The sequence below is a fragment of the Francisella sp. XLW-1 genome (genome assembly GCF_008711455.1).
Taxonomy (GTDB): domain Bacteria; phylum Pseudomonadota; class Gammaproteobacteria; order Francisellales; family Francisellaceae; genus Francisella; species Francisella salimarina.
This window is the reverse complement of sequence record NZ_VXKP01000002.1, coordinates 191,392-210,780: the sequence shown is the minus strand read 5'-3', so window position 1 is coordinate 210,780 and position 19,389 is coordinate 191,392. Positions and strand designations below refer to the sequence as shown.

Below are 19,389 nucleotides of genomic sequence, written 5' to 3'. Positions count from 1 at the left end.
GATTTCAGACAAAATGCTTGATGCTAAATATATTAAAGATAATTTAGAAGAAGTAGCTGAGAAACTCGCAACCAGAGGTTATCAGTTTGATATAGCAGAATTCAAAGCTCAAGAAGTAAAAAGAAAAAATCTTCAAGAGAGAACTCAAGAGCTTCAATCTCAACGTAATACTATCTCCAAAGAAATAGGTAAAAGAAAGTCTAAAGGTGAAGATGCTAGTGATATTTTTGCCAAAGTTAATGATATTAACGATGAACTAAAAGTAATCGAAAAAGAGCTAAAAGACCTTCAAGATTGTATAAACAACACTCTTCTTTCAATGCCAAATCTTCCAGCTGATGATGTACCAGTTGGTAAGGATGAGAGTGAAAATGTCGAGATAAAAAAATGGGGGACTCCTCGTGAATTTCATCCTGAAGCTCAAGCTAAAGATCATGCAGATATAGGTGAAATACTCAATATGATTGACTTCAAAGCTGCAGCAAAAATCACAGGTAGTCGCTTTGTAGTTCTAAAAAGTAAGATTGCTAAGCTTCATCGTGCATTGACACAATTCATGTTAGATATGCATACAGAAAAGCATGGCTATGAAGAATTATATGTGCCATATATGGTAAATAATGATAGTTTATATGGAACAGGCCAGTTACCTAAATTCTCTGAAGATTTGTTTAAATTAGAAGGTGACTTTGAATATAGCCTAATACCAACGGCAGAAGTACCTATCACAAATCTAGTAAGAGATGAAATCTTAGATACAGAATCTCTACCTAGATACTACACAGCACACACACCATGTTTTAGAAGTGAGGCTGGTTCTTATGGGCGTGATACTAAAGGTTTAATTCGTCAACATCAATTTGAGAAAGTTGAGATGGTCCATATCACTACAGCTGATAAAGGTGAAGAATCTTTGGAGCTATTAACATCTCATGCAGAAAAAGTACTACAAAAACTAAACCTGCCATACAGAGTAGTCAAACTTTGTACAGGAGATATGGGCTTTAGTGCGAAAAAGACTTATGATCTAGAAGTATGGATACCTTCTCAAAATACCTATAGAGAAATATCATCATGTAGTTGGTGCGGAGACTTCCAAGCACGTCGTATGAAAGCTAGACACAAAAATCCAAGTATGAAGAAACCTGAATTAGTACATACTTTAAATGGTTCTGGTTTAGCAGTTGGTAGAACATTACTAGCTATTATTGAAAATTACCAACAAGAAAATGGATCTATCATGATTCCTGAAGCACTCATTAACTATATGGGTGGAATTTCTGTTATTAAATAATCCTATGACTTCTCTTTGTCAACTTCTTCTTAATCTAGAGCAATCTTTACTATCCTATGAAACTCGCTTTGATTATAAATATATATCTAGAGTTTTAATGGATGACTTTAAAGAGTTTGGAAAATCTGGATATTTCTATACAAAAAAAGACATTTTAGAATCCACATTCTCACCAGCTAAAATTAACATAAAAATAGTTAATGATAGCTTTGAGATTGATAAGCTTAATGAGCATATAGTATTGGTAACATATAAAACTATAAATTTAGATAGCCCTCAAAAACACCATAGATGTTCTATTTGGATTAAAGTAGATAATGATTGGAAAATGAAATTTCATCAGGGAAATATTATGGAAGATTAAATAATGTCAAAATTTATAAACTTTGTAAAACATCAGATATATATACTTAGAAGTAAATTGTGGTTTAAACCTGCAGCTTATTGTGTTGTTGCAACTTTAGCAATATATTTTTGTTATCTATTTCAGAAAATAGGTATAAATTTCTATTCTACAACTATTAATAAAGATACTGTTACTACCCTACTCTCTATAATTACAAATAGTATGATTGCAGCAATGGTTTTTGCTGTGGGTGCTATAGTTACAGCTTATACATCAGCTAGTCAATCCGGAACACCTAGAGTACTATCTATACTTCTAAGAGACAGCACCTCTCATAAAGCTACATCAACCTTTATCGGCGCTTTTATATATGGGGTTGTTGCTACTATTGGTCTTAAATCTGGAATTTTTAATCAAACAGGAATCTTTTTAATATTTATTATTACCATACTCGTATTTATATGGATTATTCTTACGTTTATTGTATGGATTGACAATATTGCAAAACTTGGACAAATAAAAACTATCTTGCAAAAAACAGAGAAACAAGCTTTTTCTACAGTTAAACAATATACAAAAAATCCGTACATGTACTGTAATAAGCTGGATAAAGAAAGAATACCAGAAGAGGCACTACCAATTTACTCTGATCATTATGGATTTCTTAATGAAATTCATCTAGAACTTCTAAACAAGCATTGTGAAAAACTAAATGCAAAACTATACATTGTAAAATACAAAGGAGAACACTTAGCTAGCTATGAAATTATAGCTTATATCAAATCTCCCAAATATTTATCTAAAGAGATGCTTAGCAAAATTACTGATAATTTTATTATCTCTAATGAAAAAAACTTTATTGAAGATCCAATATTTGGAGTAGAAACTCTCAGTGAAATCGCAGCTAAAGCTTTAAGTCCTAGAACAAATGATCCTGGAACTGCTATTAATATTATTGATTCGCTTAATCGTTGTTTGAAGTATCTAATTGATCATACAGACTCTACTACCAAAGTTATTTATAAAAATATTTATGTGGAGGGTATTGAGATAGATCGTTTTATAAAAAGTGGATTTGAATATATAAGAATTTATGGAAGCAATAATCTTCAGGTAGCAAAACGCATCCAAAAAAGTCTTCTTCATATTTCTAAACAACTGGAGAATGATAATAGCATTAATTTTATAAAAGGATATCTATCAAACTGTCTAGCTCAAGCTAATAATGAATTAAAATATGACTTTGAAAAAAAAGACCTGAAAATATTTACTGATAAATTAAAAAATCAAAAATAAACTTCTCAAAAACTTAATAAACATTCAATCAAATAATTCTAAAGTAAGCTTATCAGTGATACTATTTAGAATATTAAATACACTATTTAAATCAATTGATATGCATTTATTAGGTATAGAAGCTGGTGGAACCAAGTTTTTTACAACTATTGGTGATTTTGATGGAAATGTAATTGAACGTCATCGTACAGATACTACTACTCCAGAAGAAACAATGTCTGAAGTTCTTGAGATAATAAGAGATTATCAGAATAATTATGAGATCAAAGCTCTAGGTTTGGCATGTTTTGGACCTATTGATATCAATACCAAATCTAAAACTTATGGATATATTACAAACACCCCTAAGATAGCATGGCAAAACTTTGATATCGTTGGAGCTATAAAGTCAGTATATAAAGGACCGATTGGTTTTAATACTGATGTAAATGCTGCGGCAATTTGCGAACAACTTTGGGGTTGTGCTCAAGACCTAGAAAATCTTTTATATCTAACAGTTGGTACTGGTGTTGGTGGAGGTGTTATATGTAATAATAGATTAGTCCAAGGAGCTATGCATCCTGAGATTGGTCATCTTTTCATCCCACAAAATCCTAAAGATAAATTCGAGGGCTGCTGCCCTTTTCATGGCACATGTATAGAAGGTCTAGCTTCTGGTACAGCCATAAATAAAAGATGGCAAGTTGCTCATGCAGGAGCTCTTAACGATGATCATATTGCATGGGTATTTGAAGCAGAATATCTAGCAAAAGCATTAGTAAACTATATATGTGCATTTTCTCCAGAAAAGATTATTCTTGGAGGTGGTGTAATGCATAAAACAATCTTGTTTGATATGATTCGTAAAAATGTGAAACAATACTTAAATAACTACTTTGATTATCCTGCATTAAAAGATATGGATAGCTTTATAGTACCTGCTTCTTTTGGCGATAATACAGGCGTTAAAGGTTCTCTTGCTCTTGCACTAGAGACATTCAATACACAAACAAAGTAATCTAGTCAAAATTATCCTTATATTATCTGCTCTTTACTGTTAAAATCTTGTTAAATTAATTGAAAAATAAACTACTTAGCTAATCTTGATAAATAAAATACGTTCTAATCATATACTATCTAAATCTTTGCAAACAATGGTAGTTCAAGCTTTGGGTCAAGCATGTGCATTTATTACGGCTATACTATTAGCTCGGCACCTGAATATAAAAGACTATGGCTTTTATATCTTTGGAGTTACAGTTGCCACTATCATAGCAGTAATAGCAACTATGGGAGCCGGAGGCATATTAGCTAGAACTTGGGGTAAATCTGACCTAAAAAGCAACTTTGAGCGCCATAAAGAAACGTATCGAGTCCACAACTGGTACTTTAAACGAGGCTTTGCAATAGTAATCATATTGATTGCTCTAATAACTTTTTATAACCACTCTGAACACCATGATAATTCTATAGAAAATTTTGCACTCTTATTTGCCGTACCATTTTTTATGGCAAATATATTCCAATCATTCTTTGTCGCAAGAAGAGTGGTTGTTTTTGCCAATTTAATGCAACTTGGATTAAGACTTATTATGCTATTTTTAACTATAGCTTTTATAGTTTTATACATTAATGACACTGCAATGCTTATTGGCACAATGATGATTTTTATGACCATATATGTTACATCTATATGGCTTATCCAAACATCTAAATATAGTTTCGAAAGTGCCAAACCTGTTGGTAGCAATTTATCTTTTGCCTTAATGCAATGGGGATTATTACTTCTATCACAGATTGATATTATCATTTTAAAAGGATTATCAGGTCCTAGTGATGTAGCTCTATTTGGTGTTGCACTACAGCTCAGTGCTTTAGTAAGTTTTGTATTAAATGCTGTCAACTCAAATGTTTTATCACAGATAGCAGATGACTACAAAAATAACTCTAGAGAGATATTTCAACAGAAGATAACATCATACACAAGAATAATATTCGTTTTATCTATTCTCGCTATTCTAGGACTAATTATTTGTGGTTATCCAATAACTTTGATGTATGGAGAGCAATATACAACATCATACTTTATTTTCTGTATCCTAATGATTGGACAAATTGTTAATGTCCTTTCTGGTTGTGTAGCAACTATTCTTAACATGGCAGGATTTGAAAGAAGTACTTGCTTTGCATTTTATATTGCACTAATTCTAAATATCGTATTAGGAAGTATTTTTACGATATACTGGGGTGTATATGGATTAGCAATTGCCTCAAGCATATCAATGATATATTGGAATATTCATCTACTATATAAAGTAGTTACAAAAATAAAAATCAACCCTACTATTTTTACTTTTAGATAAATATACAGCTATGATTCTATTGGACTACTATTGCTTTTTGCTGCACTATTAAGTGACTTAGAGACATTATCCACAGCATTATTTACTTTTTCTTTAGCTTCTTTTACAGGTTGATTCTTCATATTTGCAACAAATAACAATCCACCCACTAATACTAGGAAAATAATTAATGGAACATTAATTTTCCCAAAAATTTTCTTAAACATTCTCATAAAAATTCTACTCTAACTATTTAAAAAACCATCGTAGCGCCACTACTGGCTTGATCATCACTTGTACCTTCATCAAATCCTTTTTTAAAGTTTTGAACTTTTGTTTGGGCGCTATTAGTCATATCATTCAAAGTATCTGATGCATCACTTGCCTTTGCTTTTATAGCTTCTTGACTTTTATTTGCCTGATCTACTATCTGATTAGCTGTTTCTGAAAATTTATTCTTAACATCATTATATGTTTGATTCATAGATTGTGAAGCATTGTTAGTCTTCTCAATAATATCCTGTTTTGCTTGAGTAACTGATTGACCGAGCTCCTTGCCCACCTGATAAGAATCTCCTTGTGAATAGTCAAAGTCATCGGCATATCCTAATGACAAAGTAGATAACCCCAAGGTTGCCATGGCAATTGCTATCTTAATTTTTTTCATAAAATAATCTCCTAATAGCTATATATCAAATTTATTAAATTTAGCTAGCTGGTCAAACCATTAGCTGCATCATCAATATTACCAATTTCCTCTTTCATAGTTTGAGTCTTACTGGAGTTATTAATAGTTGCTTGATTATTTTCAGACTCGACATCCGACAAAGTTTTGACAGTTTCTGACTGCTGTTGATTTGTACTACCATCATCACTTATATTTTGAGCTGGAGTATCCATAGAGGTAGCTTCAGGAACAGCCCCACAAAATAATGGTACTATTACTAGGCCCAATATAAATAAGTGTATATATCTTTTTTTCATCCCATAAACCTCAGGGTAATGAATTAACTATTATAAAAATTACCACAAAACTCTTTTTTTTACTATATTTCAGCACTAGTTTGACATGATAAACAAGTTTGTAATTCTATTGTGTTATAATTTAAAACAAAATAAAAACTAATGAATCTCTAATGCTATCAGATGCATCTAAAGAAGATAAGAAACTAGCAAGGAATTGGCTTAAAGATATCGCATCTCCTGCTAAAAAATGGATTAAATTAACTGTATTAATCGCTTTTCTTAGTGGCCTACTACTAATAGGTCAGCTGTATTTACTTGCTCATATTTCTTATGAAGCATATCTACAAAATTCAACCTTAGGTCAACTAAGTACTTACTTTGTTTTGATTATTGTGATTGTACTAGTTAGAGCTGCTCTAAGCTGGATCCGAGAAATAGTAAGCTACAAAGCCGCAACAATGGTCAAAAAGCAAATTCGTGAAGATATCCTAGCTCATGTCAATAGTCTTGGTCCTATTGAGCTTAATAAAACTTCTAATGCAAACATAATAACTAGTGCTATGGAGCAAGTTGAAGGGCTAACAGGTTTCTTGACTAAATTTTTACCTCAAATAACATTATCTGGACTATTACCACTGGCTATTCTAATATTCATATTTCCACAAAGTATAGTATGTGGGATTCTACTACTAATATGTGCTCCTCTTATACCACTATTTATGATCTTGGTAGGTTTAGGTGCAGAATCTGAGAGCCAAAAACATTTTAAAACACTTGCAAGAATGAGTATGACTTTCTTAGATACTCTAAAAGGACTTACAACTCTAAAACTTTTTAATAAAAGTAAATCTCATAGCGAGACTATTTACGAAGCATCTGATAACTATAGAATCCGTACAATGAAAGTTCTTAAAATTGCCTTTTTATCTTCGGCTGTACTTGAGCTTTTTGCTGCTGCTTCTATCGCTCTTGTTGCGATATATCTTGGTATGGGCTTTATCAATGCCGGCGCAGGTAATGATATTTGGTGGTCGCTAGAAAATATAACTTTACAAGGTGGATTATTTATTCTACTTTTAGCCCCTGAATTTTTTATGCCCCTTAGAGAGCTTAGCACTCATTATCATGCCAAAGCGGAAGCAGTTGGTGCAGCTCTAGAAATTTCTAAAATATTTGAGGTGCAACCGTCTCATCAAGAAAGAAATGAAATATTTAACGATAAAGTAAACTCTATAAACATCAAAGATCTGATAGTTAAGTATGATGATAAAACGGCTCTTGATAATGTTTCTTTAGAGATTAATCACAAACAGAAAATAGCTATAGTTGGAGCTAGTGGCGCAGGTAAAACCACACTGATAAATACGCTACTTGGTTTTATAAAATATCAAGGCAATATCTTAGTTAATAACAATATTGAGCTAAAAAATCTTGAAGAAAAATCTTGGCTTAGAAATATCTCGTGGCTAGGACAAAACTCATCATTATTCAAAGGTTCTATCAAAGATAATCTACTACTGGCAAATGCTAGCGCTACAGATAAGCAAATAAATCAAGCTTTACAAAACACTGATTTAAATAACTTTGTAAGCTCTCTTGCAAATGGTTTATATACGGAGGTTGGTGAGCAGAATATAGGAGTATCTGGAGGTCAAGCACAAAGATTAGCTTTAGCTCGTGCATATCTAAAACCTCATGATATTCTAATTCTCGATGAACCTACAGCGAGCTTAGATAAAAATAGTGAAGAAAAAATTATCAACTCACTTAAATCAAACTGGAATGATAAAACTGTGATTATGCTAACTCACAAATTAAGCTTCCTAGAGTGTGTTGACAAAATTGTAGTCTTAGCAGATGGAAAAATAGTTGAAACAGGAACATTTGAAGAGCTAGTTAGCGATCAAAATAGTGAGTTCTATAACTTCTATAGAAATGAGGTAACAGCATGAGAAATTTAATACCGTTTATAAAGCTGTTTAAAAATCAAACTCAATGGATGCTCTTGGGTACCCTACTTGCATGGTCAGCAATACTTATGGGTATAGGCTTAATGTCACTATCTGGTTGGTTTATCTCATATACTGGTTATTTAGCTACTACTACCTATGCTATTGCAACTTCATTTAACTATTTCTACCCTTCTGCTGGTGTACGCTCTTTCTCACTTGGTAGAATACTAAGTAGATATGGTGAAAGAATACTAACACACGAAGCAACTTTTAGAATAATCACAGATATTCGTGTGTGGTTCTATCAAAAGCTTGAATCATTAGCGCCTTCTCATTTGTACAAATATAAAAGTGGCGACTTACTTACACGTCTAGTCAATGATATTGGTGCATTAGATAATCTATATATTCGTATAATTTCTCCAACCGTTGTATTTGTCTTAGCAAGTATAACTATAGCTATATTATTTAGCTTCTTTAGCTTAAGTCTTGCACTACTTACATTTATAGCACTGTTACTAATAGGTTTTGTAATACCATTAGTTAGTAGTCTATTAGCCATGAAAAAAACTCAAGATCTTAATCACACTAGTGCTGAATTAAAAACAAATATCACAGAACATGTTAATTCTCTAGCAGAGCTTAAAATCTTTGACCTAGAAGGTAAGCATCTTGAAAAGATTAAAAAGCAAAATTCTGAACTACTAAAGCAAGAAGAAAAAATCAGTTTTATAAGTGGTTTTGGTAGTGCTTTAATGACTTTGGCATTAGGCTTAACTGTAGTTATGGTAACAGTCTTTGCAGTCAAACTAACTCAAAATGGCTATATAAGTGGTGCATTTATTGCTTTGATATTCTTGGCGATAATGGCGATGTTTGAGTCAATTATGCCATTACCACTAGCATATCAGTATTTAGGTAAGACAATTTCTGCTTCAAAAAGGATATTAAATATTACAGATGCTAAAGCAGATGTTGAGTATCCAACGAACTCTGACATTAGTTTAGATAACTATAGTATCAGCTTCAATAATGTTGATTTTGGATATAATGCAGAGCAATCAGTACTTAAAGATTTTTGTTTAAAAATCAAACAAAATGAAAAAACAGCACTATTCGCACCAACAGGAAAAGGCAAATCTACCATTATCAACCTACTTGCTAGATTCTGGGATGTTAGTAGTGGCGAAGTCACTATCGGCGATAGAAATATCAAAGAATTTAACGAAGACCAACTTAGAAACCTAATGACTGTGATTAATCAATCTCCACATATCTTTAACACAACAATTAGAGAAAATCTAAAGATTGCTAAAGATAATGCTACTGAAGAAGAGCTCCTAGAAGCCTTAGGAAAAGTTGAACTAAAAAAACACGTTGAATCATTGCCAAAAGGTCTTGATACTTGGACTGGTGAGCTTGGTAGGCAATTATCAGGTGGTCAACAAAAACGCCTAGCTTTAGCGCGTGCATTCTTACAAGATAAGCCTATACTTATACTAGATGAGCCAACCGAAGGTCTTGATAAAGAAACTGAAAGATTAGTTTTTGAAAACTTGGTTGAGCTTATGCAGAATAAGACTGTAATATTTATTACTCATAATGCTAAGCTTTTGGAAAGTTTTGATAGAGTTGTTAGACTGTAAGTTACCCTCTCAACTCTATATTTAATTTATCAATATCTAATTTCTTCTGCCATTTGGATATTATAATTGTCCCAATAGTATTACCAATCATATTTGTAATAGCACGCCCTTCTGACATAAATCTATCTATACCTAAGATAATCACAATACCTGCAACTGGTACTACGCCCAAGGCGCTCAAAGTACTCGCTAATATGATAAATCCACTGCCTGTAACACCTGCAGCTCCTTTTGAACTAATAACCATAATTAACAGCATAAAAACCTGCTGACTCAAAGTAAGCTCTATACCTAATGCTTGTGCTATAAATATCGCAGCTAGTGATAAATATATCGCTGTACCATCTAAATTAAAAGAATATCCAGTTGGTATCACCAGACCCACAACCGATTTATCACAACCTAAGTTCTCAAGTTTCTCCATCAAATTTGGTAGAACTGTTTCTGATGATGAAGTACCTAATACGATAAGTATTTCTGTCTTGATATATCCAAGTAGTTTAAATATATTTATGCCACAATATAGCTTTAGTATTAACCCTAAAAATACTAAGATAAATATCAAACATGTAATATAAAAGCATAGCAACAACCCCAACAATCCAAGCAGTGTACCTGCCCCATACATACCTATTGTATAACCAATCGCAGCACAAGCAGCTATCGGTGAATAGTGCATTATCACATGAATTATCTTAAAAAACACTTTGGATAAGCTCTGAATACCATCTAGTATTGGCTTGCCTGATTCTCCATACATTACTAAGCCAACAGCAAATAATATTGATACAAATAGTACCTGCAAAATATCACCATCTGTAAAAGCTCCTACAAATGTATGAGGGATAATATTCATAAAGAAACCTTGAATACTCTCTACATGCTCAACATTACCCATATAAGCTTTTGCAGCACTGGCATCTAGAGTAGATGGATCAATATTAAGACCTAATCCAGGCTTTAATAAATTTGCTGTAAACATCCCAATGATTAGAGCAACTATAGTCATTGAGAAAAAATACAATAATGCCACTCCACCTATCTTACCCACTGCTTTTAAATCTTTCATTGCAGCAATACCAGATACCAAAGTGAGGAAAATAATTGGAGCTATCATCAGCTTGATTAATTTAACAAAAACATCTGCAAAAGGCTTCAAAGCTACTGCAAATTCAGGAGTCATAATTCCAAGTAAAACTCCTATAAATATACCAAGTAAAACCTGTGCATATAAATGACGAAATATTTTCATATTGATCTCAAAATTAAGAAGTCATAATTTCAATATATCTTATAAAGATATCCTAAGTAAATTGTTTTTACTAAAGTTTGCAAGTTATCATTTAAAAAATCATAATACTTCTAAGAGATAAAAATATAGGATTAGATATAATGACCAATGAACAAAAAGGCGTTTTACAGGGATTATTAATTGGAATAGTTCTATCTGTTTTTATAGTTGCTATAGGATCAATATGTGATGTTTTTAATTTGGTAAAAATTGATAATAAAATTACTATAGCTTTTAATAGTTTAATAATTCCTGGAGTATTTCTTATAATTGCCGTAGCAAGATTAGCAAAATATCGCTTCTTTAGTGATACTGATATAAATGGTAGTGGGTTAACACAAGGATCACAGCAAGCTAAGATCCTACAATCTTTAATACAGAATACTTTAGAACAATTATGCATAGCTTTTGTAGCATACACTGCTTGGTCTGTAACTATGCCAGCTCAAAGTATGTCAACTATCATTTTCGCAGCTTTCACTTTTGCTCTAGGAAGAATATTATTCTTTGTCAATTATAGAAAAGGTGCTGGTGCCAGAGGTTTAGGGTTTACTTTAACATTCTACCCTTCTGTAGTTATGATAATTACTGTCTTAGGCTTTAAACTTTATAATCTCTTACACTAAGAGATAGTATATTAGAAAATTATTACTCTGCTAAAGCCACTGCTTCTATTTCAACTCTCACATCTCTTGGTAATCTAGCTACCTCTACACATGAACGAGCTGGGAAATTACCATTAAAGAAAGAGCCATAAACTTCATCAATAAGCTTAAACTCTGTCATGTCTTTGATAAAGATAGTTGCCTTGATTACTTTATCTAGACCTGAGCCTGCTGCTTCTAATACTGCTTTTAGATTTTGCATGACTTGAGTAGTTTGTTCTTTAACACACTCTCCAGACATAGTACCATCTGCTTTTAGTGGTATTTGACCAGAAGTATATACAAAGTTTCCTACTTTTATAGCTTGCTCGTACGAACCTATAGCTTGTGGTGCATTAGTAGTATTTATTTTAGTCTTTTCCATTAGACATCCCTCGCGACTTTATAAGTTGGATCTATTTCTTCAAAAACACAGTATGGACCTGCACTTTTGAGTATTTTACGACAATCTTCACTTAGATGTTTAAGCGTAATTTTTTTACCTAAATCTAAGTATTTCTTAGTAATATCATCTATTGCCTCAGCTCCGGAGATATCCATAACTCTAGAGTTAGCAAAGTCTAATATAACACTTTCTGGATCATAATTTACATCAAATAAGCTCTTAAACGAAGATGTTGAACCAAAAAATAGTGGTCCAAAAAACTCATATACTTTTGTATTGTCATCTTCTCTGTGAGTACGGCTATGTACTTGTGAACTTTTCCAAGCAAAAACTAAAGCTGAAATAATCACACCAGAGATAACAGCAATTGCTAAATCTGAAAATACTGTAATAACTGTAACTGCTACTAAAACAACTTTATCTGAATTTGGCATATAACGAATACGATTAACACTCTCCCACTCAAAAGTATTGATACATACCATAAACATAATACCAGCTAACACCGCGACAGGAATATAAGATATATACCCAGATAGAGCAACTACAAAAGATATCAATAGCAATGCTGCTGTTAATGATGATAAACGCCCACGCCCACCATTTGTGAAATTAATTATTGACTGACCTATCATGGTACAACCAGCCATACCACCAAAGAAACCACAAACAATATTACCAGTACCTTGAGCTATACACTCTTGATTACCATTACCACGCTTATTATCCATTTCATCAAGCACTGATAATGTCAGTAGTGATTCAATCAAACCAACAAGTGCAACAATCACAGCATAAGGTAATACTATAAGAAATGACTGCATAGTCAAATGAATATTAGGCAATGCAAAACTTGGAAATGCTCCAGAGATATCTGCCAAATCTCCAACATTTTTTGTCTGTAATTTGAAGAATACAACTACAGCTGTTATAACAATAATTGCTACTAGACCTGAAGGCACTTTGTCAGTAAATTTAGGCAAGAAGTAAACAATCAGCATAGTTACACCAACTAGAACATACATTGCAATTCCTTCATCTCTAAACAATGGTATTTGCGCTAGCGCGATAACTATCGCTAAACCATTAACAAAACCATACATCGCTGGTTGTGGTACTAGGCGAATTAATTTACCTAAGCGAAGTATCCCAATTATAACTTGTATAACACCAGCCATAATCGCACATAACAATATGTACTGTAAGATATAACTACTCAATTCTCCTGAAGCTGTTAAGCTATGAAGCGTCTCAGGAGAAAGTGATGCTTTAACTTGAATACCTAAGCTTACTAACACAACTGCTACCGCTCCAGTTGCTCCAGAGACCATCCCAGGCTTACCACCTATAAGAGCTGTTATCAAACCTAATATAAAAGCAGTATATAAACCAACTGTAGGAGATACTCCAGCAATAAATGAAAAGCCTATAGCTTCAGGGATAAGAGCAACTGCAACTACAAAACCAGATAATACATCTGATTTGATGTTCCTGCCAACAAAATTCTCTTTATAATTTAACAAACTTATTTCCTAATTTTTTAGATTCTAATTTTTAAGCCTTAAAGATACCATAAAAGAAATTTGTATTTAAGTAGAATTAAAGTTCATCTAAATAGTATTTTTGTATTTTTTAATACATATTATCGAAACCACAATCATAAAAATCAATAGTGGGTAAATACTATTGAGGATATCAAAGAATCCTCCTCCTTTGAGAAGAATTTCTCGGACAATATTTAGATAATGAGTTAATGGTAAAATATTACCTATGACTTGTGCCCACTCTGGCATACCATCAAATGGAAACATAAACCCTGACAGCAATATCGATGGTAAGAAAAAGAAAAATGTCATTTGCATTGCTTGTAATTGTGTGTCAGCAATAGTTGAAAATGTAATACCCACCAAGAGATTTGCAATAATGAAAGGAAAAGTTGCGATAAGTAATAGTAAAATACTACCAACTATAGTTATTCCAAATATTACTTTGGCAAATATTATAATAAGCAATAACTGAATATAGCCAACCACAATATATGGAGTAATCTTACCGAAAATAATCTCTAGAGAGGTAACAGGTGTTGCAAGCAGAGATTCCATAGTTCCATACTCTTTCTCGCGTGTGATTGTCAAAGATGTAACCATAACCATAGTCATAGTCAAAATCACTCCTGCCAATGCTGGTACGATATTATTTTGTGTTTTACTCTCTGGATTATATTTATTATGGATTACAAAATTAAAAGGCTGTGGCTGAGATATTTGTTTATTAGAAAAGTATTGACTGTATATCTCTTTGACCTTATCAACAGCTTGTAAAGCACCTGAGTTTGAAGTTGCATTTGCTCCATCTGCTATTATTAGAATATTCGGAGATTCACCACGATAAACTTGCTTAGTGAAGTTAGGCGGTATATCTATGATAAACTGTACCTTACCTTTACGCATTAGTGTTGTAGCATCATCTCTTGAGATGTCTTGATATTTGATATCAAAATAACCCGTATTATTAATTTTCTCGATTAGATAGTTTGTTTGTAGTGTCTTATCAGCATTAACTATTGCTGTACTTAAATGCTTTGGATTCATATTTATAGCAAAGCCAAATAGTATTAGCTGAATAAGTGGTATACCAATCACTAGTCCAATTGTGACTTTATCTCTAAGCATATGAATAACTTCTTTGAGAAAAATCGCATAGTATCTATTAATATCAAAATACTTCATGCAAAGTTATCCTTTTGGCTACTCATCAAATATATAAAAGCATCCTCAAGTGATGTTTCTATTGATTGCCATTCAAATTGATTATACTTTGTTTGAATGTGTGTAATATCAACATTATTTTTAACACTAAGATGTACACTACTACCAAACATTGATACTTGCTCAATTTCAGTATTATCTTGAAGCTCTAACACAAGGCTATAAACATTTTTGCCTGAAATATTGTATGTTTTGATACCACAGCTATCAATAATATCTTTTTGAGTACCACTAGATAACAGCTTTCCATAAGCGATATATGACAACTTATTGCATCTTTCTGCTTCATCCATATAGTGAGTTGATACCAATGTTGTGATGCCTTTACTTGATAGTGTTGATATATAGTCCCAAAATTCTCTACGTGCTTTTGGATCTACTCCGGCTGTAGGTTCATCTAATAGTAATAATTTAGGATCATGAATTGTTGCCACACCCAAAGCTAATCTTTGTTTCCAACCACCTGATAACTCATAAGCTTTTTGATTCGCTCTAGCTTTACCTATTTGCAGATTATCTATTGTTTTCTCAACAGCTTCTTTAATATTTTTTAAACTATGAAGTCGCGCAAAAATCTTGAGATTCTCTCTAACTGTAAGATCGGGATAGAGTGTAAATTTCTGAGTCATGTAACCAACTTGCTGTTTAATAATACTAGCGTGAGTACCTATATCATAACCAAGACAAGTACCCTCACCTTTTGTTATTGGCAGCAAGCCACATACCATTCTTATAGAAGTTGTCTTACCTGAACCATTAGGTCCCAAAAAACCATAAATATCCCCTTGCTTAACTTGCAGAGAGATATTATCAACTACCGTTTTATCACCATAGACTTTGGTAAGGTTTTTGACATCTATTATTAGTTGATCCTCTTTGTCACTTATCATCCTAGCTCTACCTTTACAGGCTCTCCGATATGAATCTCAGAGCTATTTGCGGAGTAATCAACCTTAGCATGCACTTCAAAAGAAATCTCTGAATCAGAATTTATGCCATACAATAATGGTGGTGTATATTCAGCCTTTTGTGAGATATAACTAACCTTAGCTTCTAAACTCTTATTATTAGGTGTAATAAATTTAATAGTTTGGCCAATATGTAGGTTAGCTAAATTATCCTTTGATAAATAAAATACAATATATACATCTTCAGGATTAATAATAGTCATTACAGGACTATACGCACGCACTTCTTCACCTTTGTGATAAAAAATCTGATAAACATAACCATTTTCTAGTGATTTAACATCTGCTGAACTGATTTTTTGTTGTAAATATTTAGAGTTACTATTGATAAATTTTGACATAAAGTCAACCGCATTTCGCAAATCCTCTCGAGCAGGTAAATTATTAATAATTTGCATTACCTCTAATGCTTCAACTTGATTATTTGCTTGGATATATTTACTTTGCGCCTGTTCAAATTCTTTTTGAGAAGTACTATCATCTTTTAATAACATTTGTTGGCGCTGATACTCTTTAGATGCAACGGCTAAATTTGCTTTAGCATTAGATATATCGATGGCTGTCTTTTCTATATATGGTTGTCTTTTACCTTTAGACATATTTTCTGAGACTGCCTGAGATGCACTATACAAAAATTTATTTGAATCTAATAAAGTCTGGTTTTTTGATGAATCAATTAGAAATAATGATTGTCCCTCTCTAATATACTCTCCTTGACTTACATCTAGTCTAAGAAGCCTACCACTTTCCTGTGAAGATATATATCTAACATCTGTACTAACGTAACCAGGAATTACTTTAATACTCGATCTACTAATATAATAAATAAATCCTAAGACAAAAATAACAAATATAATCGATACAATTATAATTTTTTTTCTAATCGACATCACTAATCAAAGATAAAAATCACTACGGTGATTATAAAGTAAACAACTATCATAAAAAACCATTTTTCTGATATAAAAATATTGCTATTTGATAATAAAAAAGTAATTATATTTGTGTTTTAAACCAAAACCACTTAAATCAAAATGTTTAAAAAGATCGCCGTTGCTACTTTTGCAGTATGTAGTGTTAGTATTGCTACTGCTGATGTTATAAATATTTATGCTCATAGAGGTCTTAGACCTATTGCTCCAGAAAACACTTTGCCAGCATATACAGAGGCTATGCGTGTTGGTGTCGATGTTATTGATATGGATATAAATATGACTAAAGACAAAGTTTTAGTTGTAACACACGATTTAACACTAAACCCAGATCTTACAAAAGATGAAAATGGTAATTGGATAACAGAAAAGACTCCAATAAAAGATCTCACTTTAGCTCAAGTAAAAAAATACACAGTTGGATATATAAAGCCTAATTCTGCTACAGCTAAGATGTATCCAGACCATATTGGCATGGACAATGTTCATATGCCAACCTTAGAAGAAGTTATCAACTATGTCAAATCTAATGTTGGTAGTAGAGTTCGTTTACAAATTGAGATAAAAACCAACCCTTATGATCCAAATGCAAGCTGGTCAGCACAAGAAATGGCTGAAGCGTTAAACAAAGTTTTGGTTAAAACAGATATGACTGATAATGTTGAAGTACAATCTTTTGAATGGCAAGCTCTAGTAGATTTACAGAAATTAAATCCAAAAGTTAAAACTGCATATTTGACAGATCATACAACAGAGCCAATGAATGCCGAACAAGCAAAACAACTCACGGATTATCAAAAATGGACAGCTCCACTTGATCCTAAAGACTATAATTACAATTATCCATTGATGGTCAAAAAATTAGGCGGTACATTCTGGGAACCTTATGAAAAAGATCTAACTAAAAAAGATGTTGAAGAAGCTCACAAACTAGGTGTCAAAGTTGTGACTTGGGGCTGGACAGAAGATGAAGGTAGTGACTTTAATTATAAAGTTATTAACAACTTAATCGACTGGAAAGTTGATGGTATCATCACTGATAGACCAGATATACTAAGAGGTGTAGAAGCAGCTAAAGGTTTAGATTTACCACCTGCCTATCCTAATATTCCTTTTCCAAAAAAATTCTAATCATTATTTAAAACATCAAAATTAAACAGTTAATTTATATTGCCGAATACCAAAATTTAAACTAAACTAGCAAGCTATTATTGTTTAATATTTACTAATTAACGATGAATTTCCTTAAACCAGCAAAAGCTCTGCCTTTATTAGCTAAAGAGCAAATTCAAAAAGCATACCCTCATTGGCGTCTAAGAATGTTTTTAGTAGCCTATATAGGTTACTTTACATACTATTTTGGTCGTAGTAGTTTTGATGTATCAAAACAATATATTACAACCTTAACTCCAGATGAGCTTGGACTAATTGGGGCTGGTTTAGGTATAGCTTATGGTATAAGTAAATTTTTGATGGGGAATATCTCAGATAGAAGTAATGCAAAGGTATTTTTAGCTATTGGATTATTTATCACAGGACTTATAAACCTAATATTACCTAGCTTATTATCATTAGGCGTACTTGTGTTATTCATTGCCATGCTTATCAATGGTTGGGTGCAAGGTATGGGATGGCCAGCATGTGCACGTATTATGACACACTGGTTCTGTGCTAATGAGCGCGGCACAAAAATGGGAATCTGGAATACTGCTCATAATGTCGGAGCAGGATTTTTAGCTATTGCGGTTGTACCTATTGGTCTACTAATATTCAATGATAACTGGCACGGTCTTTTTTATGTTGCTGGTGCAATGTGTATATTTGTATCAATATTAGTTCTAATTTTTGGTGCAGATACTCCTCAATCAGTGGGTTTACCAGCTATAGAAGTATACAAAGGCTATACAACTTCAGAAGCTCATCATGAACAAGAGTTTTCAGCTAAAGAAATCTTCTTTAAATATGTCCTAAATAATAAATGGGTTTGGCTAATTGCATTTGCAAATGCTTTTGTTTATTGTGCTAGATATGGTCTTTTAAGCTGGTCAACATATTACCTTGTTCATGTTAAACACATGTCAACAACTACAGGACTTTTGGGATTTGCATTATTTGAGTTACCTGCGATTCCAGGAACTATAATAATTGGCTGGATAACAGATAAATATTTTGGTAGTCGTAGAGCTCCTATGGGTGTGATATGTATGCTTTTATTTATGGGTGCTTTGTTTGTATACTGGTACAGCGATACTGCTTGGATATTACTACTTTCACTATCTGCTATGGGTGTACTTATCTACGGACCTGTCGCTCTGATCGGAATATTAGCTTTGGACTTAGTCCCTAAAAAAGCTGGTGGTACTGCAGCTGGATTCACAGGATTGTTTGGCTACTTCTTAGGTACAGTTGGAGCTCAAGCAGTGATTGGTATTATCGCAACTATGCTAGGTTGGGATGCTGTATTTATATTCTTATTAGGCTCTTGTGTAATTGCTACTGCATTATTAGCTATCTGCTGGAATCTTAGTTATAATCAAGCTTCTGAAAGTTAAATACAAA

At 32.7% G+C, this 19,389-nt stretch carries 19 protein-coding genes; 10 read left to right on the top strand and 9 right to left on the bottom strand.

Annotation, left to right across the window (positions count from 1 at the left end; genetic code table 11):
- The first annotated feature begins 13 nt into the window (after positions 1-13).
- From serS to F3D59_RS03505, 5 genes are all read left to right on the top strand, one after another.
- The gene (gene serS, locus F3D59_RS03525) at positions 14-1,294 is read left to right on the top strand and encodes a serine--tRNA ligase (RefSeq protein WP_150463820.1); all 1,281 of its coding nucleotides are present in this window, start codon (positions 14-16) and stop codon (positions 1,292-1,294) included.
- Complete coding sequence (locus tag F3D59_RS03520; protein WP_041263809.1) at positions 1,272-1,658, top strand: nuclear transport factor 2 family protein; 387 nt, start codon at positions 1,272-1,274, stop codon at positions 1,656-1,658. The genes serS and F3D59_RS03520 overlap by 23 nt, the downstream gene beginning before the upstream one ends.
- 3 nt (positions 1,659-1,661) lie before the next feature.
- The gene (locus F3D59_RS03515; protein WP_150463819.1) at positions 1,662-2,936 is read left to right on the top strand and encodes a DUF2254 domain-containing protein; all 1,275 of its coding nucleotides are present in this window, start codon (positions 1,662-1,664) and stop codon (positions 2,934-2,936) included.
- Between the two features lie 100 nt (positions 2,937-3,036).
- Positions 3,037-3,933: an ROK family protein gene (locus tag F3D59_RS03510; protein WP_150463818.1), complete on the top strand. Its 897-nt coding sequence runs from the start codon at positions 3,037-3,039 to the stop codon at positions 3,931-3,933.
- 85 nt (positions 3,934-4,018) lie between these two features.
- On the top strand, positions 4,019-5,278 hold the full coding sequence (locus tag F3D59_RS03505) for a lipopolysaccharide biosynthesis protein (RefSeq protein ID WP_150463817.1): 1,260 nt from the start codon (positions 4,019-4,021) through the stop codon (positions 5,276-5,278).
- An 8-nt stretch (positions 5,279-5,286) separates the two neighbouring features.
- Here the strand turns inward: F3D59_RS03505 and F3D59_RS03500 are convergent, their stop codons facing one another.
- From F3D59_RS03500 to F3D59_RS03490, 3 genes are read right to left on the bottom strand one after another with little or no spacing between them, the layout of a single operon-like run.
- Entirely contained in the window at positions 5,287-5,490 is a 204-nt protein-coding gene (locus F3D59_RS03500) for a hypothetical protein (protein WP_150463816.1), read from the bottom strand.
- 20 nt (positions 5,491-5,510) lie between these two features.
- Positions 5,511-5,924 (bottom strand): YtxH domain-containing protein, encoded by a 414-nt coding sequence (locus tag F3D59_RS03495; protein WP_150463815.1) that lies wholly within the window; start codon positions 5,922-5,924, stop codon positions 5,511-5,513.
- A gap of 44 nt (positions 5,925-5,968) precedes the next feature.
- Positions 5,969-6,241 (bottom strand): hypothetical protein, encoded by a 273-nt coding sequence (locus F3D59_RS03490; RefSeq protein ID WP_150463814.1) that lies wholly within the window; start codon positions 6,239-6,241, stop codon positions 5,969-5,971.
- Between the two features lie 152 nt (positions 6,242-6,393).
- Between F3D59_RS03490 and cydD the strand changes: the two genes are divergently transcribed.
- A complete protein-coding gene (cydD, locus tag F3D59_RS03485; RefSeq protein WP_150463813.1) occupies positions 6,394-8,175 on the top strand; it encodes a heme ABC transporter permease/ATP-binding protein CydD in 1,782 nt (593 codons plus the stop codon).
- Complete coding sequence (gene cydC / locus F3D59_RS03480; RefSeq protein WP_150463812.1) at positions 8,172-9,821, top strand: heme ABC transporter ATP-binding protein/permease CydC; 1,650 nt, start codon at positions 8,172-8,174, stop codon at positions 9,819-9,821. The genes cydD and cydC overlap by 4 nt, the downstream gene beginning before the upstream one ends.
- Before the next feature lies 1 nt (position 9,822).
- On the opposite strand, the gene dctA is transcribed toward cydC, so the two are convergent.
- Entirely contained in the window at positions 9,823-11,073 is a 1,251-nt protein-coding gene (gene dctA, locus F3D59_RS03475) for a C4-dicarboxylate transporter DctA (protein ID WP_150463811.1), read from the bottom strand.
- 140 nt (positions 11,074-11,213) lie between these two features.
- Between dctA and F3D59_RS03470 the strand changes: the two genes are divergently transcribed.
- Positions 11,214-11,738: an MAPEG family protein gene (locus F3D59_RS03470; protein WP_150463810.1), complete on the top strand. Its 525-nt coding sequence runs from the start codon at positions 11,214-11,216 to the stop codon at positions 11,736-11,738.
- A 22-nt stretch (positions 11,739-11,760) separates the two neighbouring features.
- Here the strand turns inward: F3D59_RS03470 and F3D59_RS03465 are convergent, their stop codons facing one another.
- The 5 genes from F3D59_RS03465 to F3D59_RS03445 form a co-directional block, all read right to left on the bottom strand.
- Positions 11,761-12,141, bottom strand: coding sequence for a RidA family protein (locus F3D59_RS03465; protein ID WP_150463809.1), 381 nt, complete (start codon positions 12,139-12,141; stop codon positions 11,761-11,763).
- On the bottom strand, positions 12,141-13,685 hold the full coding sequence (locus tag F3D59_RS03460) for a SulP family inorganic anion transporter (RefSeq protein WP_150463808.1): 1,545 nt from the start codon (positions 13,683-13,685) through the stop codon (positions 12,141-12,143). The genes F3D59_RS03465 and F3D59_RS03460 overlap by 1 nt, the downstream gene beginning before the upstream one ends.
- A gap of 87 nt (positions 13,686-13,772) precedes the next feature.
- Positions 13,773-14,891, bottom strand: coding sequence for an ABC transporter permease (locus tag F3D59_RS03455; RefSeq protein ID WP_150463807.1), 1,119 nt, complete (start codon positions 14,889-14,891; stop codon positions 13,773-13,775).
- Positions 14,888-15,820, bottom strand: a complete 933-nt coding sequence (locus F3D59_RS03450; protein ID WP_149368032.1) for an ABC transporter ATP-binding protein — start codon at positions 15,818-15,820, stop codon at positions 14,888-14,890. The genes F3D59_RS03455 and F3D59_RS03450 overlap by 4 nt, the downstream gene beginning before the upstream one ends.
- Positions 15,817-16,788, bottom strand: a complete 972-nt coding sequence (locus F3D59_RS03445) for an HlyD family secretion protein (protein ID WP_150463806.1) — start codon at positions 16,786-16,788, stop codon at positions 15,817-15,819. The genes F3D59_RS03450 and F3D59_RS03445 overlap by 4 nt, the downstream gene beginning before the upstream one ends.
- 138 nt (positions 16,789-16,926) lie before the next feature.
- Here F3D59_RS03445 and F3D59_RS03440 point away from each other — a divergent pair, with 138 nt between their 5' ends.
- Both F3D59_RS03440 and F3D59_RS03435 read left to right on the top strand, forming a co-directional pair.
- Positions 16,927-17,961: a glycerophosphodiester phosphodiesterase gene (locus tag F3D59_RS03440; protein WP_411961534.1), complete on the top strand. Its 1,035-nt coding sequence runs from the start codon at positions 16,927-16,929 to the stop codon at positions 17,959-17,961.
- 104 nt (positions 17,962-18,065) lie between these two features.
- A complete protein-coding gene (locus tag F3D59_RS03435; protein WP_150463804.1) occupies positions 18,066-19,382 on the top strand; it encodes an MFS transporter in 1,317 nt (438 codons plus the stop codon).
- Positions 19,383-19,389: the final 7 nt, after the last annotated feature.